This is a genomic window from Planctomicrobium mucosum, assembly GCF_051466335.1.
Classification (GTDB): domain Bacteria; phylum Planctomycetota; class Planctomycetia; order Planctomycetales; family Planctomycetaceae; genus Planctomicrobium.
Map to the genome: position 1 here is coordinate 2870641 of NZ_CP195793.1, position 25403 is coordinate 2896043.

At 52.4% G+C, this 25403-nt stretch carries 12 protein-coding genes; 6 read left to right on the plus strand and 6 right to left on the minus strand.

Translation table 11 applies throughout. The annotated features are described in order from the left end of the window. The first annotated feature begins 115 nt into the window (after nt 1-115). The gene (locus tag SH668x_RS11560) at nt 116-3988 is read left to right on the plus strand and encodes a hypothetical protein (protein ID WP_437185214.1); all 3873 of its coding nucleotides are present in this window, start codon (nt 116-118) and stop codon (nt 3986-3988) included. 36 nt (nt 3989-4024) lie between these two features. Here the strand turns inward: SH668x_RS11560 and SH668x_RS11565 are convergent, their stop codons facing one another. Genes SH668x_RS11565 through SH668x_RS11575 form a run of 3 tightly spaced genes read right to left on the minus strand, consistent with a single transcriptional unit; the run spans nt 4025 to nt 11651 of the window. Beyond that, the gene (locus SH668x_RS11565) at nt 4025-7141 is read right to left on the minus strand and encodes a multidrug efflux RND transporter permease subunit (protein WP_437185215.1); all 3117 of its coding nucleotides are present in this window, start codon (nt 7139-7141) and stop codon (nt 4025-4027) included. Continuing rightward, a complete protein-coding gene (locus tag SH668x_RS11570) occupies nt 7138-10287 on the minus strand; it encodes a multidrug efflux RND transporter permease subunit (protein WP_437185216.1) in 3150 nt (1049 codons plus the stop codon). The genes SH668x_RS11565 and SH668x_RS11570 overlap by 4 nt, the downstream gene beginning before the upstream one ends. Nucleotides 10288-10292: 5 nt before the next feature. Next, nucleotides 10293-11651, minus strand: a complete 1359-nt coding sequence (locus SH668x_RS11575; RefSeq protein ID WP_437185217.1) for an efflux RND transporter periplasmic adaptor subunit — start codon at nt 11649-11651, stop codon at nt 10293-10295. A gap of 389 nt (nt 11652-12040) precedes the next feature. On the opposite strand from SH668x_RS11575, the gene SH668x_RS11580 reads away from it, so the two are divergent. Further along, a complete protein-coding gene (locus tag SH668x_RS11580) occupies nt 12041-14992 on the plus strand; it encodes a sensor histidine kinase (protein WP_437185218.1) in 2952 nt (983 codons plus the stop codon). Between the two features lie 71 nt (nt 14993-15063). Next, a complete protein-coding gene (locus SH668x_RS11585; protein ID WP_437185219.1) occupies nt 15064-15687 on the plus strand; it encodes a response regulator in 624 nt (207 codons plus the stop codon). 187 nt (nt 15688-15874) lie between these two features. On the opposite strand, the gene SH668x_RS11590 is transcribed toward SH668x_RS11585, so the two are convergent. Then, a complete protein-coding gene (locus SH668x_RS11590; RefSeq protein ID WP_437185220.1) occupies nt 15875-16855 on the minus strand; it encodes a DUF1571 domain-containing protein in 981 nt (326 codons plus the stop codon). A 521-nt stretch (nt 16856-17376) separates the two neighbouring features. On the opposite strand from SH668x_RS11590, the gene SH668x_RS11595 reads away from it, so the two are divergent. After that, complete coding sequence (locus SH668x_RS11595; protein WP_437185221.1) at nt 17377-19143, plus strand: hypothetical protein; 1767 nt, start codon at nt 17377-17379, stop codon at nt 19141-19143. 114 nt (nt 19144-19257) lie between these two features. Here the strand turns inward: SH668x_RS11595 and SH668x_RS11600 are convergent, their stop codons facing one another. Continuing rightward, the gene (locus SH668x_RS11600) at nt 19258-20259 is read right to left on the minus strand and encodes a polysaccharide deacetylase family protein (RefSeq protein WP_437185222.1); all 1002 of its coding nucleotides are present in this window, start codon (nt 20257-20259) and stop codon (nt 19258-19260) included. A gap of 159 nt (nt 20260-20418) precedes the next feature. On the opposite strand from SH668x_RS11600, the gene SH668x_RS11605 reads away from it, so the two are divergent. Next, complete coding sequence (locus SH668x_RS11605; protein ID WP_437185223.1) at nt 20419-22023, plus strand: hypothetical protein; 1605 nt, start codon at nt 20419-20421, stop codon at nt 22021-22023. Nucleotides 22024-22156: 133 nt separating this feature from the next. Continuing rightward, on the plus strand, nt 22157-24325 hold the full coding sequence (locus tag SH668x_RS11610) for a prolyl oligopeptidase family serine peptidase (RefSeq protein ID WP_437185224.1): 2169 nt from the start codon (nt 22157-22159) through the stop codon (nt 24323-24325). Nucleotides 24326-24490: 165 nt separating this feature from the next. On the opposite strand, the gene SH668x_RS11615 is transcribed toward SH668x_RS11610, so the two are convergent. Further along, on the minus strand, nt 24491-25306 hold the full coding sequence (locus SH668x_RS11615; RefSeq protein ID WP_437185225.1) for an alpha/beta hydrolase family protein: 816 nt from the start codon (nt 25304-25306) through the stop codon (nt 24491-24493). Nucleotides 25307-25403 lie beyond the last annotated feature (97 nt).

Sequence of the window (25403 nt, forward strand, 5' to 3'; positions counted from 1 at the left end):
AATCACTCGACAGGTCAGCTCAAAATTGACTGATTTTGAGTCACTGGGATCACTTTTTTGTTATTCTGAAGTGCCCCGAGTCAAGGACGCGAATTCAATTCAGGAGTGAGTTCAGATGTCAGACCCTCGTTTGTTCCGCCGTCTCGATCAGGTTGCTTTTCGCCTTCGCAGTGTTCGTGGTCTATGGATGGCAACAATCGGATGGGCGCTACTGGCGATTGCCTTGTTTGTCTGTCGACTGCTCGGCCAGTACACAATGGGATGGATCGCTGTTCTATTCGGCGTTCCGCTCGTCCTGATCGCTGCAGTGATCAAAGCGAGTCGACGGCAACGCGATTTTCTGGATGCAGCGATTCTCATTGAAAAAAACTATCCTGAGTTGGACTCGCGATTGATCACCGCCATCCAACAGCGTCCCGAGCAAGAGCAGTGGAATCTCACATTTCTACAGACAGAACTTCTCTCGCAGGTTTTCGGGCAATTGCGGCAACAGAATTGGCACCAAGCAGTCGGAAGCCGGGAATTCTGGCTGGCTCACGCAGCCAATGCGGTTGCCGTCGTCGTTTGCCTCGTTTTACTCCCTCCGTGGTCTCATCTCGAGAGTGGACCGAATACGGATGCTCCGCCATTCGTGGAAAGTCGATCTGAAAATTCCGATGGAGCTTTGGTCATCGAAGTTGAGCCGGGGAACGCCGAGATTGAACGCGGGACGAGCTTGCTCGTGATTGCGAGGTTCCCGGAACGGATTCCCGGGCAGGTGCAACTCGTAGCAGTTGGTGCCGAGGGGAACGAGGTGCGTACCCCGCTTGAAAAAAGTCTGAAGGACCCCTTGTTCGGCGGACGTATTCCCAATGTTGAGGGCAATCTGAAATACCGTGTGGAATTCGATGGTCAGAGTTCAGAGGAGTTCCTTGTCACGACATTCGAGTACCCCGAACTCCGTCGCGCAGATGCTTCTGCAGTCTATCCTGAGTACACAGAATTGGCTCCACGGAAATTCGAAGATATTCGCACGCTATCAGTCGTTGAGGGGACCAAGCTCGATTTCCTTTGCGAGTTGTCGAAGCCGGTGGCGTCTGCCGTCCTCGTTGATGATCAGCAGATGGAACTATCCCTGGAAACGAACATCGCAGCGCTCGCATCGACGCAATTCAAGCTGGATACCGTTGGCGAGATGAAATTCAAATTGAGACTGACGGACGCTGACGGGAGAACGAATCAAGACGAGACGGAATTCAGAATCACAATCGTCCCGAATCGCGTTCCCGATCTGAAAATTGAGTTTCCCTCGCGTGACCTTCGTGTCTCACCGCTCCAGGAACTTGACCTTCAGGCACGAGCTGCCGACGATTTCGGATTGAAAGGAATGGGACTGATTTTTCAGACCCCGCAAGGGATCGATTCAGAGATCGATTTCGCTCAAAGCGCTGGCCCGGACGATTTGGTGAAGGCGTCTCATCTGATCTCAATGGAGTCGATGCAAACGCAGCCTGATGATGTAGTGTCCTACTATTTTTATGCTGACGACATTGGACCGGATGGGGCCACACGCCGAACATTTAGTGACATTTTCTTCGCTGAAGTACGGTCCTTCGAAGAAATCTTTCGTCAAGGTGAACGACAGAATGGCCAACAACAAAACCAGCAGCAGGGCCAGCAACAAAGCGGAGAATCCGGTGAGTTACTCGAATTGCAACGTCAGGTCGTGACGGCCAGCTGGAATGTGTTGCGGCAGGAACAGCGAGAGCCAGTGAGTGACTCATTCTCTCAACTTGCCAAGGAGCTGGCGGAGGCTCAGAAGGAAGTCCGAGGAATCGCAGAACAGTCTGAAACGAGGGTCACAGATCCGATACAAAAAAAACATCTCACCAAAGCGATGGAAGAGATGGCCTCGGCGACTTCGGCGTTTGAAGCTGCGTCTCGAGAGATGCAGTTAAAATCGATGAAAGACGGGCAGGTGTTGTCTCAGCAGGCGTATCAGTCGCTATTGCGAATGCAGGCTCGGGAGCATCAGGTTTCTGAAAGTTCATCCAGCAGTAGCAGCGCGGGCGCTTCGAGTCGGTCTGAGCAGATGCAGTCGCTACAACTGAAAAACGATCGCGATCGTTACCAGACAGAAAGTCAGGCGGGGCGAGAACAGCAGGAATCGGAGCAGCAGTCGCTCAAAATCTTGAATCGACTTAAGGAATTGGCTCAGCGGCAAGAGGATGTCAATCAGCGAATCCGTGAACTCGAGACTGCGTTGCAGAATGCGGCGACCGAAGAAGAGCGGAAGGATGTTGAGCGTGAACTGAAACGGCTTCAGGCGGAACAGGAGGAACTATTAAGAAGTCTTGACGATGTTCGCGAGCGGATGAATCAGGATCAGAATCGCAGCGAAATGACGGAGTCCAGAAAACAGGCGGACGAGATTCGAGAGCGCATTCGAAACTCTTCGGAAGCCTTGAAGCAGGGGCAAACTTCAAAGGCGTTGACGGAAGGGACACATGCGCAGCGAGAAATGAAAGATCTCGAAGAGACGTTACGGGATCAGACTTCAGGCGCGTTCACGGAGGCCATGCGCGACCTGCGTGAACGGGTGCGAGAACTGTCTCAAGCTCAGGATGAACTCAGTCAGCAACTGGAAGAGTCGAGCACTGGATCCACATCATCTCGCCAGCGCCCCTCGCTGGTCGATGAAAAGAACGAGAACGAAGAAGGCGAGCAACTCGCTCAGGAGTTCACCAGGCAGAAGGAACGTCTTGAGGAGATTCTGAATCGATCAAAGGAGATCGTGGAACAGGCGGAATTGACCGAGCCCCTCCTCTCCAAAAAGTTGTACGAGACACTTCGAGAGCAGAGACTCCACCAGACCGAAGACGCTCTTGAAGCGGCGATCCAGTACACCAGACGAGGGATTCAAGGACCCGTCAAAGACATTGAACGGGAGATCGCTGAGGGGATCGACTCGTTGAAATCTGGAATTGAATCTGCTGCAGAGAGTGTCTTAGGAAATGAAGATGAAGCGTTGAAACAGGCGCAGCAGGAGCTGAGAAATCTTCGAGAGTCTCTCGAAGAGGAACTCGCTCAACACGGACGGTCTGTTCCAGGCCCCAATGGTTCACGAAATCAAGATGCAGCTGAAGAATCGCAAGAACAATCAAACAACGAAGGCGCTTCAGGAGAACCACGAGGTTCCAGTGGGGCGATGGAACAGCGTCAGCGGGAGCCTGGTGAGAATTCAGGAAGCGGACAGGCAAACGAACCGCCCGCAGATGGCGAACAGAATTCAGAATCGGCTGAGGGCTCAGGGAATCGTTCTGGAGAAATGAGCGAACAGCCTGGAAATAATGAAGCTGGAGAACGCGGTCAGCAAAATACCGGCGAACGGGATCCATCAGGAAATCGTTCGGGGTCCACGCCAGAACCGACCAATCAGCCGCCTAGGGGCGGAGGCCAGTCCCCTTCCGATTCTCCACAGGAGGGACTGCAACCGGGAGATCAACCTGCTGGTGACCTGTCAGGTTCAACGCAATCCGGGAATGGAAGGACGGAAGTGGACGGTTCCCAAGAGGAATCGGCAGATCTGTTGAGTTCACTCGAGCAACTTCTCGGCGGAGATCAGAGCCTTGGAGGCATGGGAGCGGCCGGAACTGGATTGAGTGGACCGATTGTTGGTGAAGATTTTTCTGAGTGGACAAACCGGCTACGCGATGTGGAACAGATGTTGACCTCCCCCGAACTTCGGTCACGCGCCGCGGAAATTCGCGATCAGGTGCGTCTGGAACGAGTGAATGTCAAGCGGCATTCCAAGGCACCAAACTGGGAGGCAGTCCGCACCTCGGTTTATGGACCGTTGCGTGAACTCGAACAGCTTATTGCAGAGGAACGATCCCGTCGCGACCCGCAGAATAATTTGGTCCCGATCGATCGCGACCCGATTCCGGAGAAGTACAACGACTTTCAGCGCAGGTATTACGAGGAATTATCACGGCAACAGTCACCGTAAGACCGCATCTGCCGCGACTCTCCATGAAGACTGGAGCTAGGCAGATTGTTGGAGAGAATGTTGATCCAATCCGTCGCTTTCGTCTCGATGCCCTGAGCGATTCCACCACAAGGCGAACCGGTCGAGATAAAGGTAGACGACAGGAGTCGTATAGAGTGTCAGCATCTGGCTGAAGATCAGTCCCCCGACGATAGCAATCCCCAGCGGTTTTCGTAATTCCGCCCCTGCTCCGTGACCAATTGCCAGCGGGAGTGCTCCCAGCAAGGCTGCCAGAGTGGTCATTGTGATCGGACGAAATCTTAAAAGGCACGCCTGATAAATGGCCTCTTCTGATGAAAGATTGAGTCGCCGTTCAGCGTCGATTGCGAAGTCGATCATCATGATAGCGTTCTTCTTCACGATCCCGATCAGTAGAAGAATTCCAATCATCGCCATGACATTGAGCTCGACTTTGAAAATCATGAGCGTCAAAAGTGCTCCGACGCCCGCCGACGGGAGAGTGGACAGGATGGTGAGCGGGTGAATATAGCTCTCGTAGAGCATTCCCAGAACGATATACACAGTGACGATGGCTGCCAGAATGAGATAGAGCTGATTCGCGAGTGATTCCTGAAACGCTTGAGCGGTCCCCTGAAAACTCCCCTGAATATTTCCCGGCATCCCCAGATTTCGTACAGCGTCTTGAACTTTGGGAACGACATCACTCAGCGAAATTCCATCCGACAGGTTGAAGGAAATCGTGACAGACGGGAATTGCCCTGAGTGAGCAACGGCCAGTGAAGCATTCCGTGTTTCAGCGATATAGAGATCACGAAGCGGGACTTGTGTCCCCTGTGGAGTTCGGACATAAACGTGATCGAGAGCTTCGGGGCTGGCATTGAAGTCGGCGCTCAGCTCCATCACCACTCGATACTGATTGAGTGATTGATAAATTGTCGAGACCATGCGTTGACCAAACGCGTCGTACAAGGTGTTGTCAATTGATTCAAAAGAAATGCCTAATCGGGACGCAGAGTCGCGATCGACATTCAATCTGGTCTGAATGCCACGGTCCTGCAAATCCGAGTTGACGTCGGTTATTCCCGAGATCTTTCTCATCTCGCCAATCAGGGAGCGGGCCCATTCATTTAGTTCCGTTGAACTGCTGCCGCGAAGCGTGTATTGGTACTGGGCGCTGCTAGCGCGTCCCCCAACTCGAAGGTCCTGCACGGCACTGAGGAACAACCCTCCTCCGGGAACGCGTGCGGTTTTGCCTCTGAGTCTGGCGATGATCTCATCTGCGCGGTCTTTTCGTTCTTCAACCGGTTTGAGTGTGACGAACATCCGAGCGGAATTCGACGCTCCTCCACCTCCCGTAAACGCAACTAGCCCGGCGACGGATGGATCTTCCATCAGAATTGCTGAATATTGATCAATCAGTTTGATCATCGTGGCAGAAGAGGTGTCCTGATCAGCCATGATATTCCCCATCAAACGGCCAGTGTCCTGTTGAGGGAAAAAGCCTTTGGGGATCGAGATGTAGAGATAGACCGTGAATGCGACAGTGGCGATCGTCACCAGCATCGTGAACCATTGATAGCGCAGGACGATTTGTAACGACCACCGATACCAGCCGAGTATCCAGTCAAAGATTGCTTCGAAGGTGTTGTAGATTCGGCCGTGTCGGACGGTTCCGTGTGGTTTGAGCAGGTAAGCACACAGCATGGGGGTGGTTGTCAGTGAGACGACCAGAGAAATGAGGATCGCCGCAGAAAGCGTGATGGCGAACTCTCGGAACAGTCTTCCGATGATTCCACCCATCAGGAGAATTGGAATGAACACAGCGATCAGCGAGATGCTAATAGAAAGAACCGTAAAGCCAATTTCGCTTGCCCCGCGATAGGCAGCCTGAAGCGGAGACATCCCTTCTTCGAGATGACGGCTGATATTCTCAATGACGACGATCGCGTCATCGACGACGAATCCAGTGGCGATCGTCAGTGCCATCAGTGATAGATTGTCGAGGCTGTAGCCCGCGAGATACATCACTGCAAACGTCGAGACGAGTGAGACCGGCACCGCCACGCTGGGAATAAACGTCGTTCGAACGTCTCTGAGAAAGACGAAAACGACCAGAATGACAAGCCCGATCGAGAGACATAGCGTGAATTCAACTTCTTCCAGAGATGCACGGATTGTTGCAGTGCGATCCATGATGACGTTAATCCTCATGTTCGCTGGAATCTGGGCTTGAAGTTGCGGCAGGATTTCTCGAATCCCTTCCACTGAATCGATGATATTGGCACCAGGCTGTCGGAAGATCAGCACGGTGACCGCAGACTCGCCGTCCGAAATTCCGTAAGAGCGAATATCCTGCACCGAATCAGTGATTTCAGCCACATCTTTGAGGTAGATCGGGGCACCCTTCTCGTATCTTACAAGAAGGTTTGCGTACTCCTCAGCACGGAAAAGCTGGTCGCTCGAGCTGATGGCAAATGTCCGAATCCCGTCGCTGACCTGCCCTTTCGGACGATTCGCATTGGCGTTTGAAATCGCGGTGCGGATGTCCTCGAGGCTGATTCCTAAATGATTGATCACCGTCGGGTTCACGTTAACTCTTACTGCAGGAGGCGATCCGCCTCCAACGAGAACTTGTCCGACGCCGGCGACTTGCGAGATCTTCTGCTGAAGAATCGTGCTCGCGATATCATACATCTGGGGCTTTGTGTACGTGCTGGAGGTCAGGGCCAGCATCATGATCGGCGCATCGGCCGGATTGATTTTTCGATAGGAAGGATTGTTTGGGAGGTTCGAAGGAAGCTGACTGCGTGCTGCGTTGATCGCTGCCTGCACATCCCGGGCAGCGGCATCCACATCTCGGGACAAATTGAATTGCAGTGTGATGGACGTTGACCCCAGTGTGCTGGAGGAGGTCATTTCATCGACGCCGGCGATGCGAGCGAACTGCCGTTCGAGTGGCGTTGCAACTGAGGACCCCATCGTCTCCGGGCTCGCACCGGGAAGCGAAGCACTCACCTGAATCGTTGGAAAGTCAATCTGAGGGAGCGGAGCGACCGGCAAGAATCCGTAACACAGAGCGCCTGCCAATGTAATGGCAATCGTCAGCAGAGTCGTGGCGACGGGTCTCTTGATGAACGGGGCGGAAAGGTTCATGTCGCCCCCGCATGTTCAGGGGACTGCGGCTCTGCATCTGGAGTAGGTGACTCGGATCCCATCGGAAATGTCTCTGTCGAGAACCCTAACCGATTCGCGATCCGGTCGAACCAGAGGTAAATGACGGGTGTGGTATAGAGTGTCAAGAGCTGGCTGAAAATCAGGCCTCCGATAATCGTGATTCCGAGAGGACGCCGAAGTTCGGAACCGACCCCTCCTCCAAATGCCATCGGAACCCCGGCGAACAACGCTGCCAGAGTCGTCATCATAATCGGGCGGAATCGCAACAGGCAGGCCTGATAAATTGCTTCGTCAGGTGTCATTCCTTCATTTCGCTGCGCATCGAGCGCGAAGTCGATCATCATGATCGCGTTCTTCTTCACAATTCCGATGAGCAGAATGATCCCGATCAGGCCGATCACGTTCAGATCTTCTCGGTAGATCAACAAAGCAATCAACGCGCCCACCCCGGCACTTGGGAGTGTGGACAGGATTGTGATCGGATGAATGTAGCTCTCATAGAGCACTCCGAGCACGATATAGACTGTCACAAGAGCAGCGAGAATGAGCAACGGAGTATTGGACAGCGATGCCTGAAATGCCGCGGCCGATCCCTGGTATTGTGTGACAATACTCTCTGGAATCTCCAGTTCCTTCCGGGCAGCGTTGATAGCATCGACAGCCTGACCCAACGCGACTGATGGCGCCAGATTAAAGGAGACAGTGACGACCGGAAATTGACCTTGATGGTTAATGGCCAACGGCGTTTTGAGTTCAACGATTTCTGATAGAGTACTCAGCGGGGTGACGACACCTGTGTTGGTTCGGACGTAGACCGAGGAAAGGTCCATCGGGGTTTGACGGAATTCCGGGAGGACTTCGAGAATGACCCGATACTGATTCAATTGGGTAAACATCGTCGAGACTTGTCGTTGCCCAAACGCGTCATACAGTGCATCGTCGATCGTGCGAGGTGTCACTCCCATCCGAGACGCACTGTTACGGTCGATTTGCACGTGGGCCAGAAGTCCAGCATTCTGCTGATCGCTCGCCACGTCTCGTAACTCTGGAAGTTCCTGCAGTTTGCTGACAAGCCGTGGTGCCCAGAGACCGAGTTCCTCTTCATCAGGACATTCCAGACTGAATTGGAACTGAGTGCGGCTGACTCTCGTTTCGACGGTCAAATCCTGAATCGGCTGCATATACAGCGTGATTCCCCGCACCCTTTCTAACTCGGTTTGCAGGCGACGAATGACTTCGGTTGCAGTCACGTCCCGCTCTTCGTGCGGCTTCAGATTGATCTGAATACGGCCACTGTTGAGAGTGATGTTTGTGCCATCGATTCCGATGAAGCTCGAGAGGCTTTCGACTGCGGGATCTTCCAGAATAATTCGATTGAGTTCGAGTTGTCGTTCGGACATTAACTCAAACGAGACATCCTGAGACGACTCGGAGATTCCAAGGATCACTCCAGTATCCTGCACTGGAAAGAAGCCTTTGGGGACAAGCGTGTAGAGATAGACCGTCGCTGCCACCGTCAGGACAGCAATGAACATCGTGAATGGTTGATGCCGCAGAACGACGTCTAACGTGCGTGCGTAGATCCAAATTACCGATTCGAAACACCATTCGGTGAATTTGTAAATCGGACCATGTGTTGTCGCTGAATGTTCTTTCAACATCCTGGCGCACATCATCGGAGTCAGGGTCAGCGAGACAACCGCAGAGACGAGGATTGTCACGCTAAGCGTCACCGCGAATTCACGAAATAGTCGACCGACGATATCTCCCATGAATAGCAGCGGGATCAGCACTGCAATCAGAGAGACACTCAGAGAGACGATCGTGAACCCGATTTCTTCAGCACCTTTTAGTGCGGCAGCCATCGGCTTTTCGCCATTCTCAATGTGCCGCATGATATTTTCGATCATCACGATCGCATCATCGACAACGAACCCGGTAGAGATCGTCAACGCCATCAGCGTCAAATTGTTCAGGCTGTAATCCAGCAAATACATCACCCCGAACGTTCCAACCAAAGAAAGCGGAACAGCCACACTCGGGATGAAAGTTGCCCGAAAATTGCGGAGGAAAACGAAGATGATCGCCACGACAAGACAGATTGTCAGAATCAACTCATGCTCAACGCTGTGAACTGAGGCGCGAATCGTGACTGTTCGGTCAGTTAAAACGTGGACGTTCACGCTTGGGGGCAGAAACTCTTGTAGCTGCGGCAGGAGCTCTTTCACACTGTCGACAACCTGGATGATGTTCGCCCCCGGCTGTCGCTGAATATTCACGACGACGGCAGGCGTGGTATTCATCCACGCAGCCTGATTGCTGTTTTCGATGTCATCGATCACCGTAGCGAAATCTGAAAGCTTGATCGCGGCGCCATTGCGATAAGCGAGAATCAGATCACGGTATTGCTGAGAGGTAAAGAGTTGGTCATTCGCTCCGATAATGACGGACTGCCGCACTCCATCGAAACTCCCCTTCGCCTGATTGACGTTCGCCTGTTCGAGAACGGTGCGCACGTTTTCCATTGTCAGCCCGAGCGAATTCAGCGCGCCGGGGTTGACCTGAACACGAATCGCAGGCTTCTGGCCTCCACTGATGCTGACCAATCCGACACCAGAGAGCTGAGAAATTTTCTGAGCGAGTCGCGTATCTGCGAGGTCCTGAACTTCAGAGAGTGGGAGCGTATCTGAAGAGAGTGCCAGCGTCAGAATTGGTGAGTCAGCCGGATTGGTTTTCGTGTAAATCGGCGGATTGGGAAGGTCTGAGGGGAGAAAGCTGGTTGCGACATTTATGGCCGCTTGTACCTGCTGGGCTGCAACATCGATATCGAGAGTCAGCGAAAACCGAAGTGTGACAACCGAGCAGCCCGCAGAACTGGCCGACGTCATCTGAGTCAGCCCTGGAATCTGACCGAACTGCCGTTCGAGTGGTGCAGTCACCGACGAAGTCATGACGTCCGGACCAGCACCGGGATAGAACGTCAGCACCTGAATTGTCGGATAGTCAACCTGCGGTAGCGCAGAGACCGGCAGCTCACGATAAGCGACGATTCCAGAGAGCAAAATTGCCACCATAAACAACACGGTGGCAACCGGACGCATAATAAAGTGGCGAGAGGGGTTCATTCGGTTTATTTCGCCCCAGCCGACGGTATTTGTGGAGAGGATTTGGGAGCTGCTTGTCGTCCCGGAGCGGAATCGCCGCTCCCGTTGAAAATCACCTCGGAGTCTGGCCGCAACTTATCGAGTCCATCGGTCACCACGATCTCGCCATCCTGAAGTCCGGACAGGACGAGGATTCGACCCGCTTCAGTAGGACCGGTCGTGACTGTTCGCAGTTCGACTTTGTTCGCTGAATTCACGGCATACACATACTGACCATTGGCTCCGCGTTGAACCGCAGAGGCAGGGACTGTCACAGCATTGTCAATTGAGTCGATGAGCAAGCGGACGTTGACGAATTGATTTGGGAACAGCGTCTGCTCTTTGTTCTCGAACATTGCCTTCAGGCGGAGCGTGCCGGTTGTCGCATCAACCTGATTATCGAGAGCAGCGAGAACGCCGGTGGACAACAAACTCTTAAAGTTGCGATCGTAGGCCAATACCGTCAGCGACTTCTTCTCGTTCATCTTCTGGACAACGCGCGGAATGTCGTCTTGCGGAATGGTGAACACGACTGAGATCGGCTCAAGCTCTGTGATGATCATCAGCCCACTTGGGTCGTTGGCACGGACGATGTTTCCGCGATCGATCAATCTCAATCCGACTCGTCCTCTGATCGGAGATGTGATCCGGCAGAACTCAAGTTGTAGAAGTGCGTTTTCGTAGGCAGCTTTGTCGATCTGAATGAGCGCTTCCGCCTGATTGACGACGGCAATATGCTGGTCGACGACTTGCGGCGTAGTTGCGTTTTCCCGCATCAGTTCTTTTTGGCGGGAGAGTGTCACGTTCGCCAGCTTTAGAGCCGCTTCGTCCTGTGTGAGCTTTCCTTTCGCTTGATCGCGTTGCATCTCAAACGGCCGAGGATCAATTTCTGCGAGGAGTTCACCTTGCTCAACCAACTGGCCTTCAGAAATATGAACTGCGATCAACTCCCCTTCAACGCGACTTTTCACTGTCACGGTGTTCGACGCTGTGACTGTCCCCAGGCCATCCAGATAAATGTCAAATTTCTCTGTTTTCGCTGTCGCGGAGAGGACCGGAACTGGTCGCATGGCAGGTCGAGCTGGACCTTTCTCTGCGTGGAACAAGTAGTTCTCAACGATCGGTCGCCACACAGGTGCGTAATACCAACCGGCTAGAGCGGAGAGGATGACGACTCCCCAAGTCACGAGTGTCGAGAGAAAGCCGCCGGAGTTTTGCTTCGGAGGAGCGGTTGGATTGGGGGATTTCCCGGGTTCAACTGCAGTTGCTGGCTGGGCTTGAACCATTGGCGTGTCGACCGGGGTGGTGGGCTGTTCCGAAGTTGGTTCCGGTGAGGATAATTTCATAAATTGGCCAGTTGCCTGCAAAGGACCAGGCAATTCGGATTTCGGTGAGCGGAATGTCGAGGGAACACTTCAATGGATACTGTCGTGATTATCTTACAGTCGACGATCCTGTAACAGTGAAGTCAGGCAGAGTGTGGGGTATGCCGGATGGCATAGTGGCTGATCAGGGGGTACATTGAATCCGGAATGAACCACTGGAATACGGGAATTAATTGGGGATGTCAATTCGATCAGGCTTCGAGTCCATCGAGCAGTCGCCGCATGAGGGGGAATCAGCGGGGGATTTCGGCCAGTTGAGTAGTTGTCTTTGAGTCTCGTTTTGGTGTCATTTCGCGTTGCACAAGTTTGTCAATATTCAGCCAGAGTCGAACGAGAAATTGAAGTTCACGATGCGTTGCCGATTGTTGTTCGCCTTGGTTTCCTGCTTTGCCCTCGTGTCACTGACCACCGAAGCATTGGCTGTTGATCCAGCTAGAACCTTGACTCAGGCCTTTGTTCGAAAGTGGCAGAGTTCACAGGGGCTTCCTCACCCCAGCATTGTTTGCATCAAACAGACTTCTGATGGACGGCTTTGGTTGGGGACTCCATCGGGGCTCTACCAGTTTGATGGAATTCGCTTCAGTGCGCCGCTTGAAAACGATGATCCCAGCCGCGGATCTGACTGGGTGAATTGCATTGTTGAGGGTTCGGACAACTCGCTCTGGATCGGAACACTGGGGAACGGATTGCTGCGTTGGCACCAAGGAAAAGTGACGCGCATGGTGGAGCTGGAGCGACTCGCTGCTCGCAATATCACTGCGATCAGAGCGGCTAGAGACGGTGAACTCTGGGTAGCAACTGAGTCCGGGTTGTACTGCGGTTCTGACGATCAATTTGCTCGAGTTACTGATACGCCGAACGTGACAACGATTTGTGAAAGTCGTTCTGGTGAGATCATCATTGGGACCGACGATGGTCAGCTTCTGTTCCGGGTGAATGGCAGTTTTGAAGAACGAAAATTGCACACGGTTCATGCTCCTTATTCCATCAGAGTGATTTTAGAAACACCTGATGAGCGTTTGTACTTGGCAACGTCCGATGGGTTAGTTGTCCTATCTGGCCAGGAAGAAAAGCGGATCACTCGCTATCAGGGGCTGGCCGACAACAACATCGAAACGATTGAACTCTCTCACGCAGGCGAACTCTGGGTGGGAACCCGCAATGGGCTGAGTCGAATTTCCAATGACCAGATTGAGACACTTCGATCGCGAGATGGGCTGACGCAGAGTCGTGTGCTTTCACTGTGTGAGGACTCAGAGCAAAGTCTCTGGGTCGGAACAAAAAACGGACTGAATCAGATTGCGGATCGCAGAACGGTGCCGCTGACGAAGAGTGAGGGGCTCCCCTCCAACGATATCGGTGCCTTGATCCAGTCAGAAACCGGCCAGGTCTGGATCGGGACGCTCGATGCCGGGCTAGCGCGATTCAACGGACGTGCTTGCGATGCTTTTTTTCGAAAAGGAAGCGGTCTGGCTGGGAATCTGGTCTCGACACTCACCATCGGAAAAGATCGTGAACTCTGGGTCGGTACCGATCAGGGACTGAATCAGATCGTCGATGGGAAAGTCACCCGCCAATTTACAACCGATGACGGACTGCCAGCGAATCCGGTTCTGTCGCTTTGCTACGACAACTCTGGAAACTCAAATGATTTGTGGATCGGGACTGCGCGAGGGTTGGCACGAATGACCAATCATCAGCTCTCTCCACTTGGAGCGGAATCTGCACTCAGCGGCCTTCCCGTCATCGCGCTGTTGAAGACAAGCAGTCTTGGAATTCTTGTCGCCACGGATGGCGGAGGTATTTATCAAATTCAAGGGGATCAGCTGAAACCTTGGAATGCACATCTCGCTGAAATACTCAGTGTCTCTTCAATCCTTCAAGGTCAGGGGAATCAGATCTGGATCAGTACTCTCGGGAAGGGATTGATTCTGATCGATGGGGACCGGGTAACACGCTATTCAGTACGACAGGGCCTGTACGATGATGAGATTACCGGGCTCATTTTTGATGATCAGGACCGTCTCTGGTTCGCCTGCAGTCGAGGTGCCTTTTTTGTTCCGCAATCTGAGCTGATCGAGTTTTCCGAGAATCGAAGGCGACGAATTACGAGCACGCCATTTACTCCGATGGAGTCGCAAAGGACCATTGAATGTCAGTCAGGAGTCCAACCTTCCATCTGGAAAATGGATGATGGCAAGATCTGGATTGCCACGAATTACGGGGTCATCATCGTCGATCCTCACAACATTCAACGACATCTGCCCCTCCCTAAAGTCCACTTGGAACAGATTCAAGTGAATGGGCAGGATCAGGATCTGAGTCGGAGTGGTCAACTAAAAGCGGGGATGACGAACCTCATGTTCCGATACTCCGCGATGAGTTTTGTCGCTCCCATGAGGACGATGTTCCGTTATCAGCTCAAAGGATTCGATGAAGACTGGGTTGATGCTGGAAGCCGTCGCGAGGCGTACTACACCAACCTGCCACCGGGGCAATACCAGTTCCAGGTGATGGCGAGCACGCCTCAAGGAGAGTGGTCGGAGCCAGTGGAATCCTCCGAATTTGTGATTCGTCAGGTGTTCTATAAAACTCCGCTATTTTACTGTCTGCTCCTCTGCGGACTCCTCGCAGCTGCCTGGGGAGTGACCCGTCTCCGCGTCTATCAAGTGCGCACAAGGTTGAATGCCGCACTTGAAGAACGGATGCGCATCGCCCGAGATCTGCATGACACCCTGATTCAAGGATTCACCGGGGTGACAATGCAGCTACAGGCCTACACTTCCCTCTTAAAAGATTCCAAAGAGAAGGCCAACTTTCAGGAGCTGATTCAGGATTCCAGTCGATGTCTGAAGGAAGCACGCCAAATTGTCACCGGACTTCGCCATACCCCCGGTAGTTCGAGTGGATTGGTGAAGGCCATTGAACAGACAGCCCGGGAGCTGACTGAAACACACGACCTGCATCTGAATTTGAGTGTCCCGGAATCTGTCCCCCCACTCCCTGCGGATACCGAATACAATCTGCTACGGATCATTCAGGAAGCTCTGACGAATTCGGTAAAGCATGCAAATGCCAGTGTGATTACATTGACACTCGAAAGTCGGGACAATCAGATTGCACTTTATATTGCGGATGATGGAGTCGGATTCGCGATAGAGGGGCCCCATCAGAAGCCCGGACATTATGGTTTGATCGGTATTCGCGAACGAGCGCATCAGATTCAGGCGCAGATTTCGATTCAAAGTCGGCTCGGAAAAGGGACCTTCATCGAGTTGATTCTCCCAAGAACATCGCCTTGAATGTTGTCCGAGATGAGTGTTAAAAGGTCGGGGCTATCTGCCGCGTTTTTGGAAATAGGAAAGATCCTCGAATGAGCGATCAAATTCGAATCATTTGTGTCGATGATCATCCACTGGTACGCAAAGGAATTGCGTCCATCCTGCTCAATGAAGCAGACATGACCCTCGTCGGTGAAGGGGAAAATGGTCAGGACGCAGTCGATCTTTTCAGACGTCATCAACCAGACGTGACGCTGATCGATTTAAGGATGCCAGTTCTGACTGGGATCGACGCTGTGAAAAAAATTCGCGACGAGAGTCCGGAGGCTCGAATCATCGCTTTGACGAGTTACGACGGCGATCAGGATATCTACCGGGCGTTAGAAGCGGGGGTTCGCGGTTACCTTCTCAAAGAGACGGTGCATGTCGAGATCGTGAACGCAATCCGAACTGTGCATAGCGGTCGAAAGCTGATTTCACAGGACGCTGCTCAACGTCTGGCGGAGTACTTCACGCAGGCAGCACTGACTCCAAGAGAGATTGAAGTGTTGGAGTACGTCGCTCGTGGGCTGGGAAACAAAGACATCGCCAGCAAGCTAGGGACTGCAGATGGCACAATCAAGATGCACGTGCAGAACATCCTCGCCAAATTAGAGGCTTCCGATCGCACGCACGCGGTCACAACAGCACTCAAACGCGGGATCATTCATCTTTAAGCGGTGAATTGTGATCACCGCAATCAATCAGAGTGCAAAAGCAATTGGCCGTTGAAGAAGCCCCACCCTCTTCAACGGCCACATGTCTGTGACTGCTTCAGACCCACTCTAGCCCCACTGTGACAGTCACCACTCTCAAACATTCAGCTGGTGTCAGCCAGCCCGCTTTGTCGGCGAATCCGATTAGTTATCGAACTCGCAGGCGGTAGTCCTGGTTGTATTTATCGAAGTGACTCGCGGTCAAATTCTGTGTGAATTTGAGGTCGGTATACGAGTAGTATTCGATCAATGTCTCGTCGTCGATCGTCTCAGGATTGACATCGACTCCCCAAGTATAGTTCTTCACACAAATCGGAAGGGACAGTTCTTTGTCGATGTAAATGAGTGATTTGCGGTAGAATTCGTTATATTCCGCACCCTCATACTCAATGTGGTACAGGAAGCACTTGCGTCCTTCAAACTCTTGATTGTCGAGTAGCTGGCATTGATACCCTTTGCCGCGATTCAGGTCAGCCTTTTGGAATGACAAGACGGTGCGCGCGAGCTCCAGCAACCCTGCTTTTTCAATTGAGTAGCGAGTCTCAGCCATTGCCAGAGTTCCGGTTGGCTCCAGATTCAGGACTCCGGTGAGGCGCCCCTTCATTCCGCCCGGCTGGACCAGCATGTTGCCGTTGTTCTCTCCACGAACGTAGATCAGTTGGCGTCCGCGATCTCCTTCGCTCCATTTCATGTAAACGCTGAAGGGCTCATGTCGGATCTTGACATCAACCACCTGAAAATCACCAAGCTCTCCACCAATTCGCTCCTGACGGCACATCTTCGCTGTGTAGTCAGGGACTTTTGCGAAACTGGCGGCACCATTTTCCAGAAGTGTCGATGCCATCTTGATGGCCCAGATACCCTGCAGAGTCGTGGGATCAGCTTGTGGTGCGGCTGCCGGTGTTTCTGGAGCAGGTGTCGTTGAATCTTGAGCGATCTGGACAGGAAGACTCGGCGGCGGAGGTGTCAGTCTCGGAGCTGCGGCTGACGCAACCGACATGTTTGACTCGCGACCATCAATGCTGAACGGTGAAAGGTTCAACTGAGCGAGTCCAAAGGCTCCTGTGGCAACAGCGCAGGCCAGGAAATTACGACAATAGGGGTTCGGGAGTGGTTTTGATTGCCGCATAAGCCTGTTTCCCTGCGAGAAGAGCATGTTCGGGTGGAGAGATCGCGTGATGGCTAGATGTGTGATCGGCAATCGGGATTGGACTCCGGCAAAAAATGACAGGTGGCATGTGTAGTCGTTTCATGAATACAAATGCGGATACGACATCCTCTTTTACTGATCGGAAAAGTCCACCTGATGTGAAGAGGTGGCTCTCTAAGTCATCCGCGGATCCAGTTGCGTCAACCCCTGATGAGGGCTTTCGACTGTCATCCAGTTTGCAATGCTCAGCTCTACGCTCAAAAAATCTGACCGAACGTTTCTCACGGTCGGTTTCTCGCATTTCCGTCTGAGTGAATTGGGAAGTGTGCAACCTTTGACGTGAGAAGATAAAATCAACGAACCTTATTAAGATGCCGGCACCGCTTTTCAACCAGTTCGAACCGCGGGTGTGAATCCGTGTTTGGGCAATTTTTCGTTGGTGTGGATCGTTGCTACAGTTCGTTACTCGAGTTTTTTTGAGACATAAAGGGTTTGTCTGTATGGGAGTCATTAATAGCCGTCTTGTGTTTTGCACACTCGCAATCCTGCTCATGACCTGTCATGTCAGTCTGGTTTTTGCGCAAAGTCCTGCAGCGGCGCCTTTGAAGCTGTTGAAAAGTGGTCGAGTCCCAGCTGAGCGTCTTCCTGCGGTGATCAAATCGATCTGCGATCGTGGAAATGCAGATGACCTTGCCCAGATTCTGGCGGAAATCGTCCAACCGATGCACTGGTCTGACGCTGCTAGGGAAGCAGGACTGGCTGGCCTCCGAACTGCGGCTTCGGATCGAAAAGTGATTCCTTCTGGAGATCTCGCCGTTTTAACGGCGTTGCTTTCCGTTGAAAATCAGGAAGTTCACAAGCTCACGATCGATCTCCTTGGATTGTGGAAGGTCGAAGCCGCCCTTCCGGAACTCACACAAATCGCTGAAGACAAAACGCAGACGACGTTTCGCAGAGAGTCGGCGATGCGAGCGATCGCCTTGATCAATCCAGAAACTGGAAGCGAGTTGCTTGTTCGGCTTGCTGAAAGTGATGAACCATTCGCGATTCGAGCGACCTCGATTTCCATTCTGGCTCGACTGAATCCGACTGACGCGGCCCAACGTGCGGTCCACCTACTGAAGCAACTTCAAGCGGGCGATAACCCATCCGGTCTCTTAGGGGCCTTTCTCGACTTGAATCAGGGATCAAAAGTTCTGGCGGAACAGCTAGCTGCTTCTCCCGTTGAACAAGATGTCGCCAAACGGGTCTTGCGACAGATGTACAGGATGGGACGGACTGACGCAGAGCTGAATCAGATTCTCTCAGCTCAGGCTGGGATGAATTCAGAGCTCGCTCCCCCGACCCCCGAAGAAGTCGCCGCCCTCGTCTTGAAAGCAACTCAACATGGAAATGCCGCTCGGGGAGAAGAGATTTATCGACGGGCAGATTTAAGTTGCACAAAGTGTCACGCTCTCAGTAAAGCTGGCGGGCAGATTGGTCCAGATCTCAGCGCCATCGGTGTCAGCTCACCCGTCGACTATTTGGTGACATCCATTCTGGATCCGGATCAGGCGATCAAAGAAGCATTTATTACGAAAACGGTTTTTACTGAAGATGGCCAGATTTTGTCCGGAATTGTGGCAGACCGTACTCGCGATACGCTCGTCCTGAAGGATGCACAGGGCAAACTCATTACAGTTCCCCTCAGCGACATCGAAGATGAAGTCGAAGGAAAGTCGCTGATGCCGAAGGGGCTAGTCAACTTCCTGACTGAGGATGAACTGCTTGACCTTGTGGCGTTTCTTTCGGAACTCGGGAAGCCCGGCGAATACGAGATTCGCTCGACTCCCCGTCTGCAGCGATATCAGGTACTGGAATCTGTCGCTGATTCGTTGACTGCGGCTGAGCCTGATCAAGCGACATTTGAGAAAGACGTTATTGGTTCAGATGCCTGGAGCTCAGTATATGCGAAGGTCAATGGGACACTCCCACTCACAGAGCTCGCAGAGAGACTGAATTCCCGCGTCTTCTATGTTCTCGGGGAGGTCAGTTGCACAAAAGCAGGCCCAGCGACACTTCATATCAATAACGATGCTGGGGTGACGCTTTGGATCGATGATGAGAAGTTGTCGCCAGGAACGGAAGTTCCCATCGAGTTAACTGAAGGAACGCACAAGATTGTGATTCGCATCGATCTCGACCAAAGACAAGATTTAGGACTGAAGCTCGAACTGGGACGACCTGCGTCCTCCAGTGCGGAGTTTCAAGTGGTTGATGGGCAGTAGACCAATGAGCCCGAACTGAATGAATAACGCCCTCACATCTCAAGCGGATGTGAGGGCGTTTTTTCGCTGTCAGGGACGAGTGTGGAAGTCGTGCGATGCCACTGATTCAGTACGCTATGCGAAGATCCACGGAAGTTTTGCTGTCGACTGAAAAAGCTCTCGGCTGATGTGCGGGGAGACCGCGACGCGGGGAAGATCGTAGGGATCGTGTGGGCCGCGACGAGTAAATCCGCCGGAGAAGCTGAAACCCCAGAGGTACCCTGCTTTTTCGAGGAGCGTCTTGGTGATCTCGTTGAAGGAGTCAGGTTGGCCGACCGGGTAGCTGAACGCTGTAATCGGGTGTCCGATCTCAGTTTCGATCCGCCTCTTTGACTGATTGATCTCCCATTCCTGCTCAACCGGGTCAGAGTATGCGAGGACTGGATGGGTGACGGTGTGCCCTCCCAGATCCATCTTGTTGGCATCGAGTTCGCGAATCATGTCCCACGTCATCCAGATTGACTCTGTCACCTCCCGAGAGCAACGTTCGCTTCCGGTCACGCTGGCGAGCGTCTCAAGAAACTCTTCGGTCTCGGATGAGGGAATTGACTTGAACGTTCGGAGGCATCGCTGAATCGCCACTTCATGTTCTTCAATGGACTGCACCGCAATAGGGTTCTGATCCACTTGGGGGTGGTGAAATACTTGATGACTGCAGCGGCGAATCATCCACGCAATTTCGTCCCACCAGGCGATTGGCTTATTGTCGATGAAGCCACTCGTAATAAAAAATGTCGCAGGTGTTCCCAATTGCTTGAGCACCGGAAGAGCGAGTTCGAAATTGTCTCGATAACCATCATCGAATGTGATGAGTACATATCGACCACGTTTCGGCAGCTTTTCTTCGAGGTCCGAGATTCGCAGGACATCGTAATTTTGTCTCAGGAACCTGACTTGTCCCTCAAACTCGCTTTGCCCTGCACTGTAGAGATTTCGATCGAATTGAGACTGCAGCGGGTCTCCAAGACGATGGTAATTGAAGACAACCAGCCCGTCCCATTTCCCCGTCGTTGAAGTGAGAAGCGACCCCATACCGGTCCATTCAAGACTTCGGGCGAGGAGTTCACGTTTGCTCATTTTGTCCCTGAATTAGGCTGGTCGTGATTGCTTCGGATTTTCTGAACGGCTTCGCTGCGTTTAGAATAGATCCGGGTGCAACAAAGATGCGGCGTAGGGATGTGTTTGGAGGTTCAGACTCGTCTTTCCCCGCTTTTCTTCTCTGCATAGAATCCGCGTATGACGAATTCAACGATTTTTTCGAAAATGCTGGCACACCGATTCCCAATGCAGGTCTGGACTTCGGGCTGTTTGTATGGAATTTTGTCGCTGCTGTTGATTGGCTCCTTCCTGCAAACAAATGCAGAGGCAGCGGGAGAAGATCGTAAGCTGCAATTCCTTCATGAACGTTACAAGAAACTTCATGAGCAGTTTTCGAAGGACATGAATGCCCTGGCTGACAAATGCGAGGAGATGAGCTACTTCAAAGATGCGGATGAAATCCGTAAACGGGCTCAACTCCCTTCCGCAGGTGTTTACGATCTCGACGATCTTCCAAACGCCCCTCTCCCTCCCGTTTCTCTACAGCTTCCTGATGCGGAGCGGCAATGGCGTGTCAAATTACGAAAGTTGGAGACGGACTACGCCCTGGGTGTCTACCGGATTGCGCGGGACGCCATGTACCAAGGTCATTCAAGCCTTGTGTATCAGTGGATGCGAATTGTTGCTTTTCATGATCCCGACAATCGCAACGCCAGAGCCATGCTCGGCTATGTTCTCGACAAGGGCAAATGGACAACCGCATTTCTCAGCGCGATGGCTGCAAAGAAAATGGTTGACCACCAGACCTTCGGGTGGCTCCCCGAGTCGCATGTCTCCCGCTACGAGAATGGGGAGCGAAATCTTGACGGCGAATGGATGAGTGCTGAGCGTGAGGCGATTCGCAGAAGTGACTTTCGCTTGGCGTGGGAGATTGGCTCAGAACACTTTTTAGTCAAAACGAATCACAGCCTTGAAAAAGGAGTGGAACTCTCGAGAAAGCTGGAAGTTTTTCACGATTTCTTCCTGAGAGAATACTCTTCGTTTTTCAATACACCGCAGCAGATGGAACGCTTGCTCGACCCTGTGCGAAAGGCGAAATGGGACCCCGCGAAACGATACATCGTCTATTACTATCGCAATAAGTCCGAGTTTGTGGCAGCGCTGAAATCACGGCAACCGCAGATCGAACTCGCCAACGGGCTTTATCTTCCCCACGAACGCATTGCGTTCTTCTACTTTGATGATGGTCCAGAAGAGACCGAGGAACAAAGGCAACTGAAGTTCGAGACGATGTTCCACGAAGTGACTCATCAACTTTTAGGAGAGAGTCGGGCCAGAACCGTCGATGTGGCAGAACGAGCGAATTTCTGGGCAATTGAAGGGTTTCCCTGTTACCTGGAGTCATATCGAACATTCGATGGGGAGGAACAGGTCGGTGACCCGCTGCACATCCGCATTCGGTGGGCTCGATATCGCGCCGTTGAAGAAAGCACCTATTGGCCGTTACGGCAGTTCACAGCCTTGGGGAGATCTAATTTTCCACTTGAGGCGGATGCTTACAATCAGGCGGCCGGGTTATCCCATTTTTTCCTGCATTACGAAAATGGGATCTACCGGGACGCATTTATTCAGTATCTCGCGGAAATCTACAATCCCCTGGAAAGACAGCGTCCATCTGCAGTGAGCCTCGAGAAAGTGATGGGCGTCAAACTCGAGACATTGGATCAGCAGTATCTGGACTACATGGCTTCCTTGCCGGATGACCCTCCACCGTCGGCTGAGTTTTTCGACGTCGAAAGATAGCAGCTGATTTGACTTCCTCGCCTTGAAACCTCAGCCTCTCAGAACGTGAACTGTTTATTCCGACGGCGCTTTGCGGTGGCACTGTTGGGAATCTTTACTTCCCTGTGTTCGATCGTCGACTGAAGGAGCTCTGATGAAGAGTTTTCGTTATCTGATGCTGGGAGCAGTTTCAGCGTTTATTTTCACTTCTCAATTGCAGGCAGAGCCCCCGATGACCCAACGGATTGACCACGTCGATGAGTATTTCGGCACATCAGTAGCGGACCCCTATCGCTGGTTGGAAGCTGATGTGCGTGAGGATGAAAAGGTCGCCAAATGGGTCGAGGAAGAGAATCGTGCAACGAATGACTTCCTCTCGCAAATCCCTGAACGGGAGATGATTCGCTCTCGTCTGACCTCGCTCTGGAACTTCGCGAAGTTCGGCACTCCGTTCAAGGCGGGTGGACGTTACTACTTCTACAAAAACTCTGGTCTTCAGAATCAGGCAGTGCTGTACACACAGAAGAGCTTGAATGATGAGCCGACCGTGTTCATTGATCCAAATCAATGGTCTGAAGATGGGACGCAGGCCCTGTCCGGGATCACCTTCAGCGAAGATGGCCGATATGTCGCGTACGCACTGCAGGATGGTGGATCTGACTGGAAAATCTGGAAGGTGATGGAAGTTGAGAGCCGAAAAGTTCTCAGCGATGAACTGAAGTGGATCAAGTTCAACTCTCCAAGTTGGACACCTGATGGGAAGGGATTCTTCTACGCGAAGTTTCCTGAGCCAACCCCGGGGGCCGAATTCCAGAACCTGAATGTCAATCAGTCGATCTATTATCATCAGATTGGTGATGATCAGTCACAGGATACCCTTGTCTTTCATCGTCCTGATTTTCCGGAATGGGGCTATAGCTGCACTGTCACGGAAGATGGTCGCTATCTGGTCATCACTGTGCATGTCGGAACAGATAACAAGTACCGGGTCTTCTGTCGCGATCTTGCAAACCCGTACTCAGCTCCGGTTGCACTGATCAATCACTTCGATAACGAATACGCCTTCATTGGAAATGATGGACCGATCTTCTATTTCCAAACCGACCTGGATGCACCTCGCAAACGAGTTGTCAAAGTCGATATTCGAGAAGTGCCGGTCAAGATCGACCTCCCCGCGGAGAAAGATGCTCCACGCGATCAACTCCCTTTGCACGAGATCATTCCTCAAGGGAAAGATGCGATCGAGAGTGTTTCTTTGATCGGAAATCTGTTCTTTGTTGAGACCCTCAAAGACGCCAAAACGCAGGTGACTCTCTACAAAAAAGATGGCGAGTTGCTCAGAACTATTGAGTTCCCGGGGATCGGTTCCGCGACCGGATTCAACGGAAGCCAGTCGGACACCGAGACGTTCTACACGTTCTCGAGCTACAACATGCCTCCGAGCAGTTTTCGATACGATCTCTTCACCGGGAAAAGCGAGCTGATTCAGCAGGCAAATGTCGATTTCAACGCCGACGACTACGAAGTCAAACAGGTCTTTTGTGAAAGCAAAGATGGAACAAAGGTTCCAATGTTCATTGCTCACAAGAAAGGACTGAAACTGGATGGGAACAACCCGACGCTCCTCTACGGCTATGGCGGATTCGGCATCTCTCTGACTCCATCATTTTCGACTGGGCGATTAGCCTGGATGGAAATGGGAGGAGTGTTCGTCCTGGCGAATCTTCGTGGCGGCGGAGAGTACGGTGATGAATGGCATCGCGCTGGAACCAAGCTGAACAAGCAGAATGTCTTCGACGATTTCATCGCTGCCGCTGAATGGCTGATCGAAAACAAGTACACCCAGCCCAAGCGACTCGCCATTCAAGGGGGAAGCAACGGTGGATTGTTGGTCGGGGCCTGCTTAACACAGCGTCCTGAACTGTACGGGGCAGCACTTCCTGCGGTCGGCGTGATGGATATGCTTCGCTTCCAAAGATTTACTGCCGGGCGATATTGGGTCGATGATTACGGTTCATCTGACAATGAAGAGGAGTTCAAGGCTCTGCTGGCCTACTCCCCATACCACAACATCAAAGAAGGCACCTGCTATCCAGCGACAATGGTGTTAACAGCAGATACGGATGACCGCGTTGTTCCCGGACACAGCTTCAAGTTTGCCGCGGAGTTGCAACACGCTCAAGGGTGCGACAATCCTGTGCTGATTCGCATTGAAACCAGAGCCGGCCACGGTGCTGGAACCCCGACAGCGAAAGTGATTGAAGAGCTGACAGATCAGTTTTCGTTTCTTGTGAAAACTCTGGGAATGACGTTGCAGACATAACGCTGTCTCAATGTAAACAACTGACCGGGAAGTGACTTCTTTTGAATTCGCTTCCCGGTCCTTTTTGTTGATGAGTTGCATCCCCAAGAATCTGGACTTCCAGATCTGTTTTTCGGGACGCGGTCTTCAGTCGCAGGGACTGAGGCTCCCCCTGAGAACTGGCCGTCAATTGGCTTTGCTAGTGACCATAAATTCCAATATTGCGATTGCATCCTCGTATGTCGTCGAGTGTCCCCCTTCTGGACGGTGGATCAGGTGCACTGGGCGTTTCATTTTCTCGAGAATGCCAGCAAGTCGCAGTGTGCTGTCCGGAGGGACGATCTCATCCATTCCTCCAGTTGAGATTCCGACCGGCATCGTAAAACGTTCGGGCCAGTACTCGGCGCTCCGCGCCTTATAGACTTCCGGGATCGTTGCTTTGTCTCCGCCAAATGACTCGCTGATCGCATCCTGGAAGCGATCGTATTCCAAGTGATTCGAGGTGGGATTCATTGCTGCGACTCCAGAGATCAGGTCTGGGTGCAGTGCCGTGAATGTAAGCGACGAGGTTCCCCCCATCGATCCCCCTGCGATGAAGACTCGTTGAATGGAGAACTCTTCTTTCAGGGCTGCGATCAACTGAAGCATGTCTGCTTCAGCCTTCGGTCCCATCCAGGATGTCTTTGCTCGATAGTCTGGTGAAATGAGGATCATCCCATGCTTCTCTGCAAAATCGCGACAGGCTTTGGCCTCTGCGATGTCAGCAGTCGAGAACTGCCACCGGTCGCTACCGTGACCATGCAGCGTAACCAGCAAGTCAACCTTCTTGTCTGATGTAAAATCAGGGGGCAGAATCTGAACATATCGCTGAACGGTTCCATCACACTCAGCGACGAACTCTAAATCTTGAGGTTCACCCGCGGTTAAATTGCTAGACATCCAGATGGGGATCGCCCAAGCGATCACACATGCCATTGCCAGCACGTTTCCAATCCGACCCATTTCTCCCCCAATCAAAATGAAAACAGCCCCTTGAACAATACTCAAAGTTCAAGGAGGCTGAATTGTAGCAATGTCGATGCTGAATCCGTGTTGCGAC

Bases quoted from the DNA above. Each gene is read 5' to 3' on its own strand.
- SH668x_RS11560 (WP_437185214.1), top strand. From the start codon at position 116: ATGTCAGACCCTCGTTTGTTCCGCCGTCTCGATCAGGTTGCTTTTCGC.
- SH668x_RS11565 (WP_437185215.1), bottom strand. From the start codon at position 7,141: ATGAACCTTTCCGCCCCGTTCATCAAGAGACCCGTCGCCACGACTCTG.
- SH668x_RS11570 (WP_437185216.1), bottom strand. From the start codon at position 10,287: ATGAACCCCTCTCGCCACTTTATTATGCGTCCGGTTGCCACCGTGTTG.
- SH668x_RS11575 (WP_437185217.1), bottom strand. From the start codon at position 11,651: ATGAAATTATCCTCACCGGAACCAACTTCGGAACAGCCCACCACCCCG.
- SH668x_RS11580 (WP_437185218.1), top strand. From the start codon at position 12,041: ATGCGTTGCCGATTGTTGTTCGCCTTGGTTTCCTGCTTTGCCCTCGTG.
- SH668x_RS11585 (WP_437185219.1), top strand. From the start codon at position 15,064: ATGAGCGATCAAATTCGAATCATTTGTGTCGATGATCATCCACTGGTA.
- SH668x_RS11590 (WP_437185220.1), bottom strand. From the start codon at position 16,855: ATGCGGCAATCAAAACCACTCCCGAACCCCTATTGTCGTAATTTCCTG.
- SH668x_RS11595 (WP_437185221.1), top strand. From the start codon at position 17,377: ATGGGAGTCATTAATAGCCGTCTTGTGTTTTGCACACTCGCAATCCTG.
- SH668x_RS11600 (WP_437185222.1), bottom strand. From the start codon at position 20,259: ATGAGCAAACGTGAACTCCTCGCCCGAAGTCTTGAATGGACCGGTATG.
- SH668x_RS11605 (WP_437185223.1), top strand. From the start codon at position 20,419: ATGACGAATTCAACGATTTTTTCGAAAATGCTGGCACACCGATTCCCA.
- SH668x_RS11610 (WP_437185224.1), top strand. From the start codon at position 22,157: ATGAAGAGTTTTCGTTATCTGATGCTGGGAGCAGTTTCAGCGTTTATT.
- SH668x_RS11615 (WP_437185225.1), bottom strand. From the start codon at position 25,306: ATGGGTCGGATTGGAAACGTGCTGGCAATGGCATGTGTGATCGCTTGG.